The following is a 16,717-nucleotide window of genomic DNA, read 5'->3' on the forward strand; positions in this document are numbered from 1 at the left end:
CACAAATGACAAATATTGAAATCTGTCAGCCGTCATGCCATGGTGGATGCACGGCGCGACGGGCCATCCCGCCGACGCCTCCCCTCGCCCCTTCCACCCCCAGGAGCACGCCGTGCAGACCCGCACCCTCGGCACCACCGGCCCGCAGACCTCCGCCCTCGGCCTCGGCTGCATGGGCATGTCCGCCCTCTACGGCGACGCCGACCGCACCGAATCCCTCGCCACCCTCCACGCCGCCCTCGAAGCGGGCATCACCCTCCTCGACACCGGCGACTTCTACGGCATGGGCCACAACGAACTCCTCATCAACGAGGCGCTCCGCACCGCCCCCGCCGCCCGGCGCGAAAAGGCCCTGCTCAGCGTGAAGTTCGGCGCCCTGCGCACCGTCGAGGGCGGCTTCAGCGGCTACGACGGCCGCCCCGACGCGGTGAAGAACTTCGCCGCCTACTCCCTCCAGCGCCTGGGCACCGACCACATCGACATCTACCGCATCGCCCGCGTCGACCCGGACGTCCCGATCGAGGAGACCGTCGGCGCCATCGCCGAGCTGGTCGAGGCCGGCCACGTCCGCCACATCGGCCTCTCCGAGGTCGGCGCGGACACCCTCCGCCGGGCCGCCGCCGTCGCCCCGATCTCCGACCTCCAGATCGAGTACTCCCTGCTCTCCCGCGGCATCGAGGACGCGATCCTGCCCACCGCCCGCGAGCTGGGCATCGGCATCACCGCCTACGGCGTCCTCTCCCGCGGCCTGATCAGCGGCCACTTCAGCCGCGACCGCAAGCTCGCCGCCAACGACTTCCGCGGCATGTCCCCCCGCTTCCAGGGCGAGAACCTCGACCGCAACCTCGACCTCGTCGACGCCCTCCGCAAGATCGCCGACGAGAAGGGCATCACGGTCGCCCAGACCGCCATCGCCTGGGTCCTCTCCCGCGGCGAGGACATCGTCCCCCTCATCGGCGCCCGCCGCCGCGACCGCCTCACCGAGGCCCTCGGCGCCCTCGACACCCCCCTCACCCCCACCGACCTCACCGCCATAGAACGAGCGATCCCCGCCGGGGCGGCCTCCGGCACCCGCTATCCGTCGTCGCAGATGGCGCACCTGGACAGCGAGCGCTGAGCGCTTGGCTCTGCCTCCCACGTTGCTGGCCTGTCCGCTGCGCTTGGCCGGCCTCCCACGTACCCGGCTTTCCCGCCGTAGGGGTTCGCCCGTCCGCTGCGCTTGGCGGCGCCCCGCCGCTGCGCGAAGCTCGGTCGTACAGTGCCGGGTGCGGCGCGGTGCCCGCCTGGCGGCGGGATTGTTGTCCGCTGCGCGGGGCTTTCGGGTGCGGGGACGGGCCTNCGGGGGTGGTGTGCCGGACTGCTTCGCTTTACGTCCGGCACACCACCCCCTCCGACCCGCCCCCTCCCGTTGAGGGTCGAATTGCAGGTGAGTTGGGGCTCATATCCGGTGGGCCGGTGCAGGCTCTGGACTGATGGGTGACCGCAATTGTCGGGCGACCGGCACGGGACCACTCAGGCCAGCCCCCACCCACCGTCTTCCATGACCACCCACGGGAGGGGACGGGTCGGAGGGGCAGGGGGTGTGTCCGGACGTAAAGCGAAGCAGTCCGGACACACCCCCTGCCCCGCAGACCCGGCACCGCACCCAACAGCCCCGCGCAGCGGAATCGCATCGCCCGCGAAGCGGGCCGGGAAACGCGCCGTCAGGCGCAAGCGCGAACCCCCACGGCGGGAACGCCGACAACGTGGGAAGGTACCTTCCATACGTAGGCCCAGCCATCCGCAGGAGAAAGGCATCATGCCACCCGAGACGTTGACGCCCGAGCGGATCCTCGAAGCCACCGAGGAGGTGCTGCGCCGGTACGGGCCGGCCAAGGCGACGGTGGTCGATGTCGCGCGGGCGCTGGGGGTCAGCCACGGCAGCGTCTACCGTCACTTCCGTACGAAGACGGCGCTGCGGGAGGCGGTCACGGCGCGCTGGCTGGACCGTACGAGCGAGCAGTTGGCGGCGATCGTCGACGACACGGGGCCCGCCGAGGACCGGCTGGGCCACTGGCTGGCCACGCTCTTCGACACCAAGCGGCACAAGGCCGGCGATGATCCCGAACTCTTCGCCACCTACATGACGTTGATCGGCGAGAGCGGGGGCGTGGTCGACCAGCATGTCAGCGATCTCGAAGCGCAGTTGACGAAGATCATCGAGGCGGGTGTCGCGGAGGGCGCCTTCCGCGCCGACGCCCCCGCCACCACCGCGCACGCGGTCTTCGCCGCCACCGGCCGCTTCCACGACCCGTGTTACGCGCCCGAGTGGTCCCGCCCGGAGATCACCGCCGACTTCGAGGCCGTCCGCGACCTCGTACTCCGCGGCCTGCGCGGCTAGCCGGGCGCGGCAAAAACACGACGCCGGCCGGTCCCCTGCTCGGGGACCGGCCGGCGTCATGGCCGACGGGTCAGCAACCCAGCAGTCGCGCACCCAGGTACGACTGGATCTGGTCCAGGCTCACGCGCTCCTGCTTCATGGTGTCGCGCTCGCGGACCGTGACGGCGTTGTCGTCGAGGGTGTCGAAGTCGACGGTGACGCAGAACGGGGTGCCGATCTCGTCCTGGCGGCGGTAGCGGCGGCCGATGGCGCCCGCGTCGTCGAACTCGATGTTCCAGAACTTGCGGAGGTCCGCCGCGAGGCCCTTCGCCTTCGGGGAGAGCTGCGGGTTGCGGGAGAGCGGGAGGACCGCGACCTTCACCGGCGACAGGCGCGGGTCGAGGCGCAGCACGGTGCGCTTCTCCAGCTTGCCCTTGGCGTTGGGCGCCTCGTCCTCGGTGTAGGCGTCGAGGAGGAAGGCGAGCATGGTGCGGCCGACACCGGCCGCCGGCTCGATGACGAACGGGGTGTAGCGCTCGCCGGCCTCCTGGTCGAAGTAGGAGAGGTCCTGGCCGGACGCCTTGGCGTGCGCGTTGAGGTCGTAGTCGGTGCGGTTGGCGACGCCCTCCAGCTCGCCCCACTCCGAGCCGCCGAACTGGAAGCGGTACTCGATGTCAGCGGTGCGCTTGGAGTAGTGGGAGAGCTTCTCCTTGGGGTGCTCGTACCAGCGGACGTTCTCCTCGCGGAGACCGAGGTCGCGGTACCAGTTCCAGCGCTGCTCCATCCAGTACTCGTGCCACTGCTCGTCCTCGCCCGGCTTGACGAAGAATTCCATCTCCATCTGCTCGAACTCGCGGGTGCGGAAGATGAAGTTGCCCGGGGTGATCTCGTTCCGGAAGGACTTGCCCATCTGGGCGATGCCGAACGGGGGCTTCTTCCGGGAGGTCTGCTGGACCTGCGCGAAGTTGGTGAAGATGCCCTGGGCGGTCTCGGGGCGCAGGTAGGCGATGGACGCGGTGTCCTGCGAGGGGCCGAGGTGGGTGGAGAGCAGACCGGAGAACTGCTTGGGCTCGGTGAAGCCGCCCTTGTTGCCGCAGTGCGGGCAGTTGACGTCGGCGAGGCCGTTCTCGGGGAGCCTGCCGTGCTTGGCCTCGTACGCCTCCTCCAGGTGGTCGGCGCGGAAGCGCTTGTGGCAGGAGGTGCACTCGGTGAGCGGGTCGGTGAAGGTGGCGACGTGGCCGGACGCCTGCCACACCTCGGGGGCCAGGATCACCGACGAGTCGATGCCGACCACGTCCTCGCGGGAGGTGACCATGGCGCGCCACCACTGGCGCTTGATGTTCTCCTTGAGCTCGACGCCGAGAGGACCGTAGTCCCAGGCAGCGCGGGAGCCGCCGTAGATCTCACTGCAGGGGTAGACGAAGCCACGGCGCTTGCTCAGGCTGACGATGGTATCGATCTTGTCGGCGGCCACGGTGCTCTCTTCAGTACGACGTCGGACAGTGGGTAGGGGGCGCGCTGCGCCTCGGTGAGGTGTGGTGATCGCGAGACGGCTGGGCGAATAGTTCAGGGTAGCGGCGGGCGTACCCCCCGGACCAAATCGATTCGGGATCGGTTCCGGCCGGTTGTCGGCGGCCTGTGACCTGGCGCGCACTTTGTTGACAATCATTTCCACCTTTGTTGAAAATGAGTGTCATGAACATACGTCGCCGCATATCCACCGCCGCCGTCGCCGGAGCCGCGGTTCTCGGTCTGCTGACCCTCTCCGCCTGCTCCACCGACGCCTCCGGGCGCACCGACGACGGCAAGCTGAAGGTGACGGCGTCGTTCTATCCGATGCAGTTCCTCGCCGAGCAGATCGGCGGGTCCCATGTCGAGGTGTCCAACCTCACCAAGCCGGGCGTCGAGCCGCACGACCTCTCGCTCACCCCCCAGCAGACCGGCCGCCTCAGCGAGGCCGGCGCGGTCGTCTACCTCAAGGGCCTGCAGCCCGCCGTGGACGACGCGATCGCCCAGTCCGGGGTCAAGCACATCGCCGACGCGGCGAAGCTGACCGGCCTGGAGACGCACGGCCCCGAGGTCGACGGGCACCACCACACCACCGGCGACAACCACTCGCACTCCGAGTCCGAGCCCGGCCTGGACCCGCACGTCTGGCTGGACCCGGTGAAGTTCGCCCAGGTCGCCAAGGGGGTCAACACCACGTTCGCGGCGGCCGACCCCACGCACAAGGCGGACTACCAGAAGAACACCGACGCCCTGGTGAAGAAGCTGGACGCGCTGAACAAGGAGTTCGCGGACGGGCTGAAGAACCGTGCCTCGGACACCTTCATCACCACGCACGCGGCCTTCGGCTACCTCGCCGAGCGCTACGGCCTGACCGAGGAGGCGATCAGCGGCCTGGACCCGGAGTCCGAGCCCAGCGCCAACCGCATCAAGGACCTGCACACCCTCGCGGCGCAGCACCACGTCTCCACGGTGTTCTTCGAGACGCTGGCCAACCCGGCCACCGCCAAGACGCTCGCCGGCGACCTGCACCTGAAGACGGACGTGCTGGACCCGCTGGAGGGCATCACCGGCAAGTCCCGCGGCACCGACTACTTCTCGGTGCAGCGCGCCAACCTCGCCGCGCTGCAGAAGGCGCTCGGCACCAAGTGACCGGCCGAGCACCCCACCCGCGGCCCGGGCCCAGCCCGTACGCCCCGCACCACGCCCATCCCGCGCGCACCCCGCGCACCCCGCTCCCCAGGACGCACCGCACGACGGAGGTCAGCAGATGAAGGACACCGGCCAGCCCGTCATAGCCCCGCAGGCCGCGGACCGGCCCGCCGGGGACCCGCCCGCCCGGGACCTCTCGGCCGTCATCGAACTGCGCGGGGCCACCGCGTCGCTGGGGGCCCGGCCCGTACTGCGCGGGATCGACCTGACCGTGCGGACCGGCGAGGTCGTCGCGCTGCTCGGCGCCAACGGCTCGGGCAAGTCCACGGCCGTCCGCTCGGTGATCGGCCAGGTCCCGCTGACCGACGGCGAGCTGGCGCTCTTCGGGACGCCGTTCCGCCGCTTCAAGGACTGGGCGCGGATCGGTTACGTGCCGCAACGCACCACCGCGGCCGGCGGGGTGCCCGCCACCGTCCGCGAGGTGGTCACCGCCGGCCGGCTGGCCCGGACGCGGCTCGGCCTGCTGCGCAGGGCGGACCGGGCGGCGGTGCACCACGCGCTGGAGCTGGTCGGGATGGCGGACCGGGCCCGGGACTCCGTCAACGCCCTGTCGGGAGGACAGCACCAACGGGTGCTGATCGCCCGGGCGCTGGCCGGTGAGCCCGATCTGCTGATCATGGACGAGCCGATGGCCGGCGTCGACCTGGCGAGCCAGGAGGTGCTGGCCTCGGCCCTCCGCGAGCAGGTCGCCCGCGGCGTCACGGTCCTGCTGGTGCTGCACGAACTGGGCCCGCTGGAGCCGCTGATCGACCGCGCCGTGGTGCTGCGGGACGGCTGCGTCGTCCACGACGGCCCACCGCCCGAGGCGGTCGGGCAGCACGCCCTGCCCGGCCACGACCACGTCCACCCGCACGCCGACGCCGCCGCGGAGCCGCTCCGCACCGGCCTGCTGAGCTAGGGGCCCGCCACCATGGAAATGCTCGACTTCGCCTTCATGCAGCGGGCGCTGATCGCCGCCCTGATCGTCGGCGTCACCGCACCCGCCATCGGCATCTACCTCGTCCAGCGCCGCCAGGCCCTGATGGGCGACGGCATCGGCCATGTCGCGCTGACCGGCGTCGGCCTGGGCTTCCTGCTCAACACCAGCCCGGTGTGGGCCGCCACGCTGGTCGCGGTGGCCGGCTCGGTCGTGATGGAGCTGATCCGCTGGTACGGCAAGACCCGCGGCGACCTGGCACTGGCCATGCTGTTCTACGGCGGCATGGCGGGCGGTGTGATGCTGATGAACCTCTCGGACGCGGGCTCCAGCGCCAACCTGGGGACGTATCTGTTCGGCTCGATCACCACCGTCTCGCCACAGGACATGACGACGATCTGCGTACTGGCCGCGCTGGTCCTGGCGATCACGGTGGGGCTGCGCCGCCAGCTGTTCGCGGTCTGCCAGGACGAGGAGTTCGCCCGGGTCACCGGCCTGCCGGTGCGGCTGCTGAACCTCCTGGTCGCGGTGACCGCCGCGGTCACCGTCACGGTCGCCATGCGGGTCGTCGGCCTGCTGCTGGTCAGTGCGCTGATGGTGATCCCGGTCGCGGCCGCCCAGCAGATCAGCCGCAGCTTCGCGGTGACCTTCGTGACCGCGGTGGCGATCGGCGTCGCGGTGACCCTCACCGGCACCACCGCCTCGTACTACGTCGACGTGCCGTCCGGCGCGACCATCGTGCTGTTCGCCATCGCACTGTTCGTGGTCTTCACGGCGCTGGCCGCCCCGCTGGCCCGGAGGCGCGCGGCGGCGGCCGCCGCGACGGCCGGCAAGGGGTGCACCCTGGAGATACCGGGCAGCCGCCCCACCGAGGACGACGTCAGGGTCTGAGCGGTGGGACGGCCGCGCGGCCGTCCGGAAGCCGTCGGCGGCGGTGTCGGGCGCCCGGGCCGAGGGATACATAAGGGAGAAAGAGGTAAGCGCCGAACAGGGCTCCCGGTCATCACCTGGCACAATGGCCAAACGCATGCGCGGGTCAAGTCCTGACGTCCTAGGGAGGCAACGGTGGCGACGAGCGCGGGATCTCCGGTCCGCGGCCGGTCGACGCGGCAGCGCACCGCGGTTTCGGCCGCACTCGACGAGGTCGACGAGTTCCGCAGCGCGCAGGAACTCCACGACATGCTCAAGCACCGGGGCGACTCGGTGGGGCTGACCACCGTCTACCGGACGCTTCAGTCCCTCGCCGACGCCGGTGAGGTCGACGTGCTGCGCACCAGCGACGGCGAGGCCGTCTACCGCCGGTGCAGCAGCGACGACCATCACCACCACCTGGTCTGCCGCGGCTGCGGCCGGGCCGTGGAGGTCGAGGGCCCGGCGGTGGAGAAGTGGGCCGACCAGATCGCCGCCGAGCACGGCTTCCGCGATGTGGCGCACACCGTCGAGATCTTCGGCACCTGCGGCGAGTGCGCGGAGAAGGCGGAGTCGGGGACCGGCGGCAGGCGCCCCTGACGGCCCCTGACGCCCCGGGGAACAGAGCACGACGGGCCGCCTCCCGCGCAGGGAGGCGGCCCGTCCGCCGTTCACCGGCCCATCGCGCGGGCCCGTTCTCAGGTCGCCGTCTCGCCCGACTCCAGCGGCGCCGCACCGAACCGGCGGTCCCGCTTCGCGTACTCCAGGCACGCCTCCCAGAGGTTCCGGCGGTCGAAATCCGGCCAAAGGATGTCCTGGAACACCATCTCCGCGTAGGCGCTCTGCCAGATCAGGTAGTTCGAGGTGCGCTGCTCACCGGACGGCCGGACGAACAGGTCCACATCGGGCATGTCCGGGTAGTACATGTACTTCGCCACGGTCTTCTCGTTGACCTTGGACGGGTCCAGCTTCCCGGCCCGGACGTCCGCCGCGATGGCCGCCGCGGCATCCGCGATCTCGGCCCGGCCGCCGTAATTGACGCAGAAGTACAGCGTCATCGCGTCGTTGTTCTTGGTCTGTTCCTGGGCGATCTGGAGTTCCTGGACGACCGACTTCCAGAGTTTCGGCATCCGGCCCACCCACCGGATACGGATACCCAGCGCATCCATTTCGTCCCGGCGCCGCCGGATGACGTCCCGGTTGAAATTCATCAGGAAACGCACCTCGTCCGGCGACCGCTTCCAGTTCTCGGTGGAGAAGGCGTAGAGCGAGAGGTTCTTCACGCCCATTTCGATACAGCCCTTGAGGACGTCCAGCACCACGCCCTCGCCGACCTTGTGGCCCTCCGTGCGCGGCAGTCCGCGCTCCTTGGCCCACCGCCCGTTCCCGTCCATCACGATCGCGACGTGGTTCGGAACGAGCTCGCCGGGGATCTTCGGCGGACGCGCACCCGAGGGGTGCGGCTCGGGCGTCTGGTATTCACGTCGATTACGCCCCAGAATCCCGCGTACTGCCATGCGCCCCACGTCTCCTATGCAATATCGATTGTCGATGGCCGTGTGTTCACGTGTGTTCACGGTGTCGTCGTGGCCGACGGTCGCGTCCGGCGCTGTTGCTCACTTCTCCACATAACGCAGGGACCGCAGGCCGCGCTCCAGGTGCCAGTGCAGATACGCCGCGACGAGGCCGCTGCCCTCCCGGACATGGCGGGCCTCGCAGGCGTCCGCGGTCTCCCAGTCGCCGGTCAGCAGCGCGCTCAGGAGCCCGATGGCCTCTGAGGAGGGTACGACGCTTCCGGGCACCCGGCAGTCACCGCACACCACCCCGCCCGACCCCACGGAGAAGAACCGGTTCGGACCGGGCATTCCGCACCGGGCACAGGCGTCGAAACTCGGCGCATAACCGTTCACCGCCAGCGAGCGCAGCAGGAACGCGTCCAGCACCAGGTGCGGCGCGTGCAGCCCGTTGGCCAGCGTCCGCAGCCCGCCGACCAGCAGCAGATACTGCTGCACGGCCGGCTCGCCCTCGTGGTCGGTGAACCGCTCGGCGGTCTCCAGCATCGCCGTCCCGGCGGTGTAGCGGGCGTAGTCGCTGACGATCGCGCCACCGTACGCGGCGATGGTCTCGCTCTGCGTGCACAGCGGCAGCCCGCGCCCCACCAGCTCCCCGCCGCGGGCGAAGAACTGCACGTCCACGTGCGAGAACGGCTCCAGCCGGGCCCCGAACTTCGACTTCGTGCGCCGCACCCCGCGCGCCACGGCCCGCACCCGGCCGTGGCCACGGGTGAGCAGCGTGATGATCCGGTCCGCCTCACCCAGCTTCTGGGTGCGCAGCACGATGCCGTCGTCGCGGAACAGAGTCATGCGGCCATTCTCCCGCACCCGCCGGGCCGGGCCGCCCTCAGGCCCGCTCGCCGCGGCTGCGGGCATTGACGTAGCCGGTCTCGGCCCGCAGCCGCTCGGCGGCGGTGGCGCACCGGGTGACCTCAGGGGCGCAGGCCCACTCCGGCCCGCCCCCGACGGGCCGCAGCCAGAGGCGCGGCCCCTCCCGGCCGACCACCCGCCCGACCCGCCCGTCCCGGATGTCGATCACGTACGTCCCGAACGCCGGGGTCGTCACCGGCGCCCTCACTGCTCCCCCAGCACCTTCGCCAGCTGCCGGGCGGTGTCCATATTGCAGCGCCCCAATTCCACGAGCGGGGGCATGCTGCGATGCGCGTACGAAACCGCGTCGAGGCCGAGCGACGGCAAAATGATGCCAGCCCGGGCCAAAGCTTCGCGCAATTCCGTGATCACCACTTCCGCCTCAGCGCGATTCTTCACCGGCGACCTCCTTTTCACGATTCACAGCGAAAGCGTGACGCCGTAGAGCTAGCCTGAGCAACAGGACCGGCGCTGCAACTGCCAGGCAGGGAAAGGGAGTAGACGATGGCCAACGCCTCACGCCAAGTACTTTGGGAGTACTGGGGCGCGGAACTCAAGCGACACCGGGAGAACGCCGCCTTAACCCAGGAGATGCTGGGAGAGAAGGTGTTCGTCTCCGGCGGATATATCGGGCAGTTCGAGCAGGCGATCCGTCGGCCGCAGTTGGATGTCGCGATCCGCATCGACCAGGTGCTACAAACCGACGGTTTTTTCGAGCGGACGTGGCGGAAGCTGATCGACGACCAGCGGTACGCGGATTACTTCGCGAAGGTGGTGGAGCTGGAGGCCCAGGCGACGAAGATCTGCGACTTCGAGTCGATGGTGGTGCCGGGGCTGTTGCAGACCGCGGCGTACGCGAAAGCCCTCACGCTGGCAGGCAACCCCTTCGCCACGGACGAGTACGTCGACGAGAAGGTGCGTGCTCGTCTCGACCGTGCCGAGATCCTCAAGGGCGGCCCTCAGGACGGCTATTGGCCCATCCTGCACGAGGCGGTGCTCCGCATGCCGGTGGGCGGGCCGGCTGTCATGGCGGAGCAGTTGGAGCACATCGCACGCCTCGCACACGAGCGGAAGATCGTGGTTCAAGTGATGCCGTTCGCGGCCGGACCGTACCCGTCGGCGGGCAGGATGGTGACGTTGATGGAGTTCGCGGACGCGCCACCAACCGCCTATACAGAAGGCGTGTATTCAGGAACGCTGCTGGACGATCCGGCCATAGTGAGGCGCGTACAGCAGGACTACGATCTGGTGAGGGCCACCGCGCTGTCGCCGGAGGCGTCTCTGGCCCTGATCGAATCAGCGGCGGAGGAATACCGACAATGCGCGAGTACGACCTGAGCAACGCTCACTGGTACAAGAGCAGCTACAGCGATCACAACGGTGGCAGCTGCCTGGAGGTCTCGAACGACCTCCCCGGTGCCGTCCCCGTCCGTGACAGCAAAAACCCCCACGGCCCGGCGCTGGTCTTCCCGGCCGCGCGTTGGGCCTCGTTCGTGGACGCCGTCAAGGATGGCCGTATCGCGGCGGGCTGACCGCCGCTCAGGCACGTCCCGTTCACGGCACCTCCACAAGGCCCCGCCATCCCTCCGGATGACGGGGCCGCATCACGTTACTCACCGGTCATCAAACTCATCCACGACTGAATGCGACCTTCCGCACTTCTCCGTCCTCCCACGTCACGGACCCTTACGGCGCGTCAGACGACAGGTAGCATCGCGTGAACATCGGCGCACCGCAGCCGTGGCGTGGCCGAGACATCCCCGTCCGTCCCAAACGAGGATCTCGATGACATCCATACCGCAGGCGCTGTTGTGGTGCCTCAGCGCAGGTACGGCCGCCGCCGTGGTCCTGGCGGCGCTCCTCGTCCGCGTGCGCAAGGAGCGTGCCGGTCTCAGAGCACGACTGACCGCCGCCGAGGAACACAACAGCGCCACGCTCCACAGCAACACGGAGCTGTCGGCCAGACTGCGGGCCACGGAGGCCGAGATCCGGCACCTGGCCGAGGCGCGGCTGCCCGACCTGACGCTGGCGCTGGCTCACCCGCACGTACCGGTGCGCGGCCTGCTGGACAAACGATTCGGCGGGTCGGAGACCGACGAGGCGCTGAACGCCGTGCTGGAGCAGGTCAGTGCGGCGATCACCAAGGAGCGCACCCGGGTCGACGCGGCGGCGCAGTCCACGCTGCGCGGTGCGACGACCACCATCCAGGCGCTGCTGTACCAGGTGCAGACGTCGCTGCAGACGATGCAGCACAAGTACGACGACCCGCAGATCGCGCAGGACCTGCTGGAGGCGGACTTCCTCAACGAGCAGGCGCTGCGGCGCGTCCAGGCCACGGGTGTGGTGTGCGGCGCCTGGCCGGGCCTGACCCGCGAGGACTCCTACCTCGCGGAGCTGGTCGTCGGCGCCACCTCGCGGCTGCGCGGCTACGAGCGGGTGCAGATCAGCAACCAGCTGCGGGACCCGGTCGCGGTGGTGGCGCGGGCCGTCGAGCCGATCGCGATCACCGTCACCGAGCTGCTGGCGAACGCGCTGCACCACTCGCACCGCGAACTACCGGTCACCGTCACGCTCCAGCAGGGCAACCGCGGCGCCTCGGTGATCATCGACGACTACGGCGTCGGCATGCACGACGACGAGCTCAAGCACGCCATGGAGTTGCTGGCGGGCAGTGACAGCCTGCTGCTGACGCAGCTCGGCGACCCGCCGCGCTCGGGCTTCGCCGCCGCCGGCCAGCTGGTGCGGCAGTACGGGTACGGGGTGCACGTGGAGCCGTCGCCGTACGGAGGGGTGCGAGCCGTGGTGTACATCCCGGGCGATCCGCTGCTGACCGTGCTCGACGAGGGCGCGCGGCCGATGTCGGTGATGGCGCCGATGCCGCACCGGGCCCCCGGCGGGCCGCGGGACCGGGCGGCGGTACCGTCCGCGATGCCGACCGGGGCGACCGCGCCGGCCACCCCCGCGGGTGCCGCTCCGGCCGCGCCCCCCGCGGCGCCCGCGCAGCCGGGGCCCGCGCACGCCGCTCCGGCCCCGGCCGCCGCGGAGTCCACCGCGCCGGAGCCCGTGCAGCCGCCCGCCGAGGGTGAGTTGCCGCGCCGCCGGCGCCGCCGTCCGGTCGCCGAGCAGGAGGTCGACACCCCCACCGAAACGCTCAACCTGCGCTCCCCGGAGGAGACCGGGTCCCGCTGGGCGGCGCTCCAGCGAGGCACCGAGTCCGGCCGGGCCGCAGCCCAGACAGAACCCCCGCGCAGTCCCGAAGGGAACGCCCAGTCATGAACAGCCCCACCCGCCGCCGTGTCACCGAGGACAAGTCCTGGGTGCTGGCTCCCCTGTTGGAGCTGCCACATGTCGTCCACGCCGCCGTCATCTCCGGCGACGGCTTCATCGAGGGGGCCTCGCCGGGCCTGTCGCGGGAGGCCGCGGAGGGCGTCGCGGCGATGATGTCGGCGCTCCAGGGCGCGGGGCGCGCGGTGACCGCGGCGTTCACGGAGAAGGACGACGCCCGGCTGCGGCAGACCGTGATCGAGTCCGAGGAGGGTTTCGTTTTCGCGATCCCGGCGGGTGAGAACACCTGCCTGGCCGTATTCGCCGATCCGGAGGTGAACATGGGCGTCGTCGCGCACCACATGCAGATCCAGGTGACGACCCTGGGCAAGAAGGTCATGAACAGCCCGGCGCGGGACACCGGTGGCCTGGTATGACGCCGCGGCAGAGCAGCGGACGGCGCCTGGTACCGGCCTATCTGGCGACCGGCGGACGCGCCCGACCGAGCCGCAACACACTGGACCGGCTGACCGTGCTGATCAGTGTGGACATGCCGCTCACCAGCGAGATACGCCCCGAGGAGCACCGGATTCTGGAGTTGCTCCGGCCCGGGGCGCTGACTCTGGCCGAGGTGGCCGCCCATCTGCACCTCCCGGTGAGCGTGGTGAAGGTGCTGGTGGCCGACCTCGTCGATGCCGGGCGCCTGCACGCCCGAGTCCCCATACCCGAAGCCGAGCAATTCGACCGGCAGATCCTGGAGAGGGTTCTCGATGGACTCCGCTCTCTCAAGTCCTAGCCCCGGCGCCGGGACCGGCCACATGTACCTCGCCGGCGAGCACCAGACCCTGGTGAAACTGCTGGTCGCCGGCCCGTTCGGGGTCGGCAAGACCACGCTGATCCGGGCGCTGTCGGAGACCCCGCCGCTGCACACCGAAGAAGTGATGACGCAGTCCGGCGCGATGGTCGACGACCTCGCCGGAGTGCGGGACAAGACCACCACCACCGTCGCCATCGACTTCGGGCGGCTGACGCTGACCGAGGACCTGGTGCTGTACCTGTTCGGCACCCCGGGGCAGAAGCGTTTCCGTCCGCTGTGGCAGGACATCGCCCGCGGTGCGCTGGGCGCCCTGGTCCTCGCGGACACCCGCCGGCTGGCGGACTCGTTCGAGGTGATGGACATCGTGGAGGAGGCCGGGCTGCGCTACGCGGTCGCGGTCAACACCTTCCCCGACGCCCCGCAGTACGACGTCCCCAAGCTCCGCGAGGCCCTCGACCTGCACCCGGACACCCCGCTGGTGCTGTGCGACGCCCGCGACCGGGAGCAGTCCGTCGACGCGCTGATCTCGCTGGTCCGCCATGTCCTGGACCACACGCCCCAGCCCGAGGAGAACCCGATCCCGTGACTTCCCCGTACGAGCCGGGCGCCGCCCCGCCGCCGTCCTGCCCCGGGCAGGCCGTTCCACCGCAGCCGGAGGCCGCCGCTCCGCCGCCGGGCTGTCCGGCGCACGGGATGCCGCCGCAGGCCCCGGCGCCCCCGGACGCGTACGCGCCGGTGAAGCTGTACGGACCGGAGTTCGCCGCGGACCCGCAGCGGGTCTACGCGCAGCTGCGGCAGTACGGGGCGGTGGCGCCGGTGGAGATCGCGCCCGAGGTGACCGCGATGCTGGTGACCGACTACCGGGCGGCGCTGGACCTGCTGAACGACGACAGCACCTGGTCCAAGGACTCCCGGGCCTGGATGCAGACCGTCCCGGCGGACTCGCCGGTCATGCCGATGCTGCACTGGCGGCCGAACGTCTTCTACAGCGACGGCCCGGCGCACGTCCGCTACCGCGACGTGATCGTCGACAGCTTCAAGCTCGTCGAGCCGCACGAGCTGCGGGCGCGGGTGCACCACGCGGCGGACACCCTGATCCAGCGGTTCGGCGCCCGCGGCGAGGCGGACCTGATCGCGGACTACGCGCGGCTGATCCCGCTGCTGATGTTCAACACCCTCTTCGGGCTGCCCGATTCCTACAGCGAGCGGCTGATCGCGGCCATCGCGGGGATGATGGAGGGCAACTCCCCGGAGGAGGCGAACGCCGCCAACGAGGCGTACACGCAGTACATCATGGAGCTGGTCGGCGCGAAGAAGGCACAGCGCGGGCCGGACCTCACGTCGTGGATGATGGACCATCCCAACGACCTGGGCGACGAGGAACTGATCCACAACATCATCCTCGTGATGGGCGCGGGCAACGAGCCGCTGGCCAACCTCATCGGCAACTCGCTGGCCCGGATGCTCTCCGACGACCGCTACTACCACACCGTCTCCGGCGGCGCGCTGACCGTCCACGACGCCATCAACGAGGTGCTGTGGAACGACCCGCCGATGGCCAACTACTCCGCGCACTTCCCGGTCCGGGACGTCTTCTTCCACGGCACCTGGCTGCGCGCCGGGCAGCTGGTGATGGTCTCGTACGCGGCGGCCAACAGCCAGTTCGACACCACCGGTGTGGACGGGCCGGGGTCGGGCAGCGGATCGCACCTGGCGTGGGCGGCGGGGCCGCACGCCTGCCCGGTGAAGCGGCATGCGCTGCTGATCGCCGTCACCGCCATCGAGCGGCTCACCGCCTGGCTCTCGGACATCGAACTCACCGTCCAGCCCAGTGAGTTGACGTGGCGCAACGGGGCCTTCCACCGGGCCCTGACCGCTCTCCCGACCCGCTTCACCCCCATCACCCCGGATCAGGCAGGAGCCACGCCATGGCACAACAGCGAACGCGGCCCTTCGTCATCGACCCCGCCGGAACCGACGTCCACGGGGAGAACGCCCGCCTCCGCGCACTAGGTCCGGCGGCCCGGATCGAGCTGCCCGGCGGCATCCAGGCGTGGGGGATCACCGGTCACGCCCTGCTGAAGCAGCTGCTGACCGACGACCGGATCTCGAAGAACCCGCGCGCGCACTGGCCGGAGTGGCAGCGCGCGGAGGTGCGCGGCAGCTGGCTCCAGTCGTGGATCGGTGTGACGAACATGTTCACCGCCTACGGCGTCGACCACCGCCGGCTGCGGAAGCTGATCGCCCCGGCGTTCACCGCGCGCCGCACCGAGGCCATGGTGCCGCGGGTGAAGGAGATCACCCGCGACTTACTGGACGGACTGGCGGCGCGCCCCGCCGGCGAGGTCGTCGACCTGCGGGAGTCCTTCAACCACCCGCTCCCCATGCAGGTGATCTGCGAGCTGTTCGGCTATCCGGAGGGCGAGCCGCGGCGCGAACTGGCCCGGGTCGTCGCGGAGATCATGGACACCACGGCCACCCCGGAGCAGGCCGCGGCGACCCAGCGGGCGGTGGCCGAGCTGCTCGGCTCGCTGGTCGCGGCCAAGCGCGCGGCGCCCGCGGACGACCTGACCAGCCTGCTGGTGGCGGCCCGGGACGACGAGGGCCAGGGGATGACCGAGAAGGAGCTGCTGGACACCCTGCTGCTGGTCATCGGCGCCGGCCACGAGACCACCGTCGACCTGCTGGGGAACGCGGTGTTCGCGCTGCTGACCCACCCCGAGCAGCTGAAGCTGGTACGGGCGGGCGGCGCGTCGTGGAACGACGTGATCGAGGAGACGCTGCGCTGGATGCCGAGCATCGCGAGCCTGCCGCTGCGGTTCGCGGTGGCGGACGTCGAGCTGCCGGACGGCGAGGTGATCCGCAAGGGCGAGGCCCTGCTGCCGATGTACGCGGCGGCGGGCCGGGACCCGGAGCAGCACGGCGCGGACGCCGCGGAGTTCGACGTCCGGCGGGCGGCGCAGGAGCATCTGGCGTTCGGGCACGGGGTGCACCACTGCATCGGCGCGCCGCTGGCCCGGCTGGAGGCGCGGACCGCGCTGCCGGCGCTCTTCGAACGGTTCCCGGACATCCAACTGGCCGCCGCACCCGAGGAGTTGACGCCCGCGGGCGGCTTCATCGCGGGCGGCCTGGCGAGCCTGCCGGTGCGGCTGACGGCGTGAGCCGCACGGCCTGAGCCGCACCCGAGGCACGTGCGCCGGGAAGCCCCCGGCAGGCATGCGGCCCCGCCACCGGTGACATCCGGTGGCGGGGCCGTCCTCGTGCCGGGCGGCGCCTGGGTCCTGTCGTCAAACTCCCGTCGTTCGCCCGGA

19 protein-coding genes are annotated in these 16,717 nt (G+C 70.7%); 14 read left to right on the plus strand and 5 right to left on the minus strand.

Features of this window, described 5'->3' with window-relative positions; translation table 11 throughout:
* The first annotated feature begins 112 nt into the window (after positions 1-112).
* Positions 113-1,117 carry an aldo/keto reductase gene (locus B073_RS0110055; protein ID WP_018537966.1) on the plus strand — a complete coding sequence of 335 codons (1,005 nt, stop codon included), beginning with the start codon at positions 113-115 and terminating at the stop codon, positions 1,115-1,117.
* Between the two features lie 681 nt (positions 1,118-1,798).
* Complete coding sequence (locus B073_RS0110060) at positions 1,799-2,380, plus strand: TetR family transcriptional regulator (RefSeq protein ID WP_018537967.1); 582 nt, start codon at positions 1,799-1,801, stop codon at positions 2,378-2,380.
* A 70-nt stretch (positions 2,381-2,450) separates the two neighbouring features.
* Here B073_RS0110060 and B073_RS0110065 read toward each other — a convergent pair whose 3' ends face one another.
* Complete coding sequence (locus B073_RS0110065; protein WP_018537968.1) at positions 2,451-3,833, minus strand: glycine--tRNA ligase; 1,383 nt, start codon at positions 3,831-3,833, stop codon at positions 2,451-2,453.
* 221 nt (positions 3,834-4,054) lie between these two features.
* Between B073_RS0110065 and B073_RS0110070 the strand changes: the two genes are divergently transcribed.
* The 4 genes from B073_RS0110070 (at position 4,055) to B073_RS0110085 (ending at position 7,502) form a co-directional block, all read left to right on the plus strand.
* Positions 4,055-5,017 carry a metal ABC transporter substrate-binding protein gene (locus B073_RS0110070; protein ID WP_018537969.1) on the plus strand — a complete coding sequence of 321 codons (963 nt, stop codon included), beginning with the start codon at positions 4,055-4,057 and terminating at the stop codon, positions 5,015-5,017.
* 118 nt (positions 5,018-5,135) lie between these two features.
* On the plus strand, positions 5,136-5,975 hold the full coding sequence (locus B073_RS0110075; protein ID WP_018537970.1) for a metal ABC transporter ATP-binding protein: 840 nt from the start codon (positions 5,136-5,138) through the stop codon (positions 5,973-5,975).
* Positions 5,976-5,987: 12 nt separating this feature from the next.
* Positions 5,988-6,884 (plus strand): metal ABC transporter permease, encoded by an 897-nt coding sequence (locus B073_RS0110080; RefSeq protein WP_026247233.1) that lies wholly within the window; start codon positions 5,988-5,990, stop codon positions 6,882-6,884.
* 174 nt (positions 6,885-7,058) lie between these two features.
* A complete protein-coding gene (locus B073_RS0110085; RefSeq protein WP_018537972.1) occupies positions 7,059-7,502 on the plus strand; it encodes a Fur family transcriptional regulator in 444 nt (147 codons plus the stop codon).
* A 98-nt stretch (positions 7,503-7,600) separates the two neighbouring features.
* On the opposite strand, the gene B073_RS0110090 is transcribed toward B073_RS0110085, so the two are convergent.
* The 4 genes from B073_RS0110090 to B073_RS0110105 form a co-directional block, all read right to left on the minus strand.
* Positions 7,601-8,419, minus strand: a complete 819-nt coding sequence (locus B073_RS0110090; protein ID WP_026247234.1) for an isoprenyl transferase — start codon at positions 8,417-8,419, stop codon at positions 7,601-7,603.
* A 99-nt stretch (positions 8,420-8,518) separates the two neighbouring features.
* On the minus strand, positions 8,519-9,265 hold the full coding sequence (recO, locus tag B073_RS0110095) for a DNA repair protein RecO (protein ID WP_018537974.1): 747 nt from the start codon (positions 9,263-9,265) through the stop codon (positions 8,519-8,521).
* A gap of 37 nt (positions 9,266-9,302) precedes the next feature.
* Positions 9,303-9,521, minus strand: coding sequence for a hypothetical protein (locus tag B073_RS0110100; RefSeq protein WP_018537975.1), 219 nt, complete (start codon positions 9,519-9,521; stop codon positions 9,303-9,305).
* Between the two features lie 8 nt (positions 9,522-9,529).
* On the minus strand, positions 9,530-9,724 hold the full coding sequence (locus B073_RS0110105) for a hypothetical protein (RefSeq protein ID WP_018537976.1): 195 nt from the start codon (positions 9,722-9,724) through the stop codon (positions 9,530-9,532).
* A gap of 105 nt (positions 9,725-9,829) precedes the next feature.
* Here B073_RS0110105 and B073_RS0110110 point away from each other — a divergent pair, with 105 nt between their 5' ends.
* The 8 genes from B073_RS0110110 to B073_RS0110145 all read left to right on the plus strand — a co-directional run bounded on the left by B073_RS0110110 (position 9,830) and on the right by B073_RS0110145 (position 16,567).
* Entirely contained in the window at positions 9,830-10,663 is an 834-nt protein-coding gene (locus B073_RS0110110) for a helix-turn-helix domain-containing protein (RefSeq protein ID WP_018537977.1), read from the plus strand.
* Positions 10,645-10,857, plus strand: a complete 213-nt coding sequence (locus tag B073_RS0110115) for a DUF397 domain-containing protein (protein ID WP_018537978.1) — start codon at positions 10,645-10,647, stop codon at positions 10,855-10,857. Before B073_RS0110110 ends, B073_RS0110115 begins: the two co-directional genes overlap by 19 nt.
* A 253-nt stretch (positions 10,858-11,110) precedes the next feature.
* Positions 11,111-12,601 carry an ATP-binding protein gene (locus B073_RS0110120; protein WP_026247235.1) on the plus strand — a complete coding sequence of 497 codons (1,491 nt, stop codon included), beginning with the start codon at positions 11,111-11,113 and terminating at the stop codon, positions 12,599-12,601.
* Positions 12,598-13,026, plus strand: a complete 429-nt coding sequence (locus B073_RS0110125; RefSeq protein ID WP_018537980.1) for a roadblock/LC7 domain-containing protein — start codon at positions 12,598-12,600, stop codon at positions 13,024-13,026. The genes B073_RS0110120 and B073_RS0110125 overlap by 4 nt, the downstream gene beginning before the upstream one ends.
* Positions 13,023-13,385, plus strand: coding sequence for a DUF742 domain-containing protein (locus tag B073_RS0110130; RefSeq protein ID WP_018537981.1), 363 nt, complete (start codon positions 13,023-13,025; stop codon positions 13,383-13,385). The genes B073_RS0110125 and B073_RS0110130 overlap by 4 nt, the downstream gene beginning before the upstream one ends.
* Before the next feature lie 22 nt (positions 13,386-13,407).
* The gene (locus B073_RS0110135) at positions 13,408-13,992 is read left to right on the plus strand and encodes a GTP-binding protein (RefSeq protein ID WP_018537982.1); all 585 of its coding nucleotides are present in this window, start codon (positions 13,408-13,410) and stop codon (positions 13,990-13,992) included.
* A complete protein-coding gene (locus tag B073_RS0110140) occupies positions 13,989-15,419 on the plus strand; it encodes a cytochrome P450 (RefSeq protein ID WP_018537983.1) in 1,431 nt (476 codons plus the stop codon). The genes B073_RS0110135 and B073_RS0110140 overlap by 4 nt, the downstream gene beginning before the upstream one ends.
* A complete protein-coding gene (locus tag B073_RS0110145) occupies positions 15,335-16,567 on the plus strand; it encodes a cytochrome P450 family protein (protein ID WP_018537984.1) in 1,233 nt (410 codons plus the stop codon). Before B073_RS0110140 ends, B073_RS0110145 begins: the two co-directional genes overlap by 85 nt.
* Positions 16,568-16,717: the final 150 nt, after the last annotated feature.

Origin of the sequence: Streptomyces sp. MspMP-M5 (assembly GCF_000373585.1) — a bacterium.
Classification (GTDB): Bacteria; Actinomycetota; Actinomycetes; order Streptomycetales; family Streptomycetaceae; genus Streptomyces.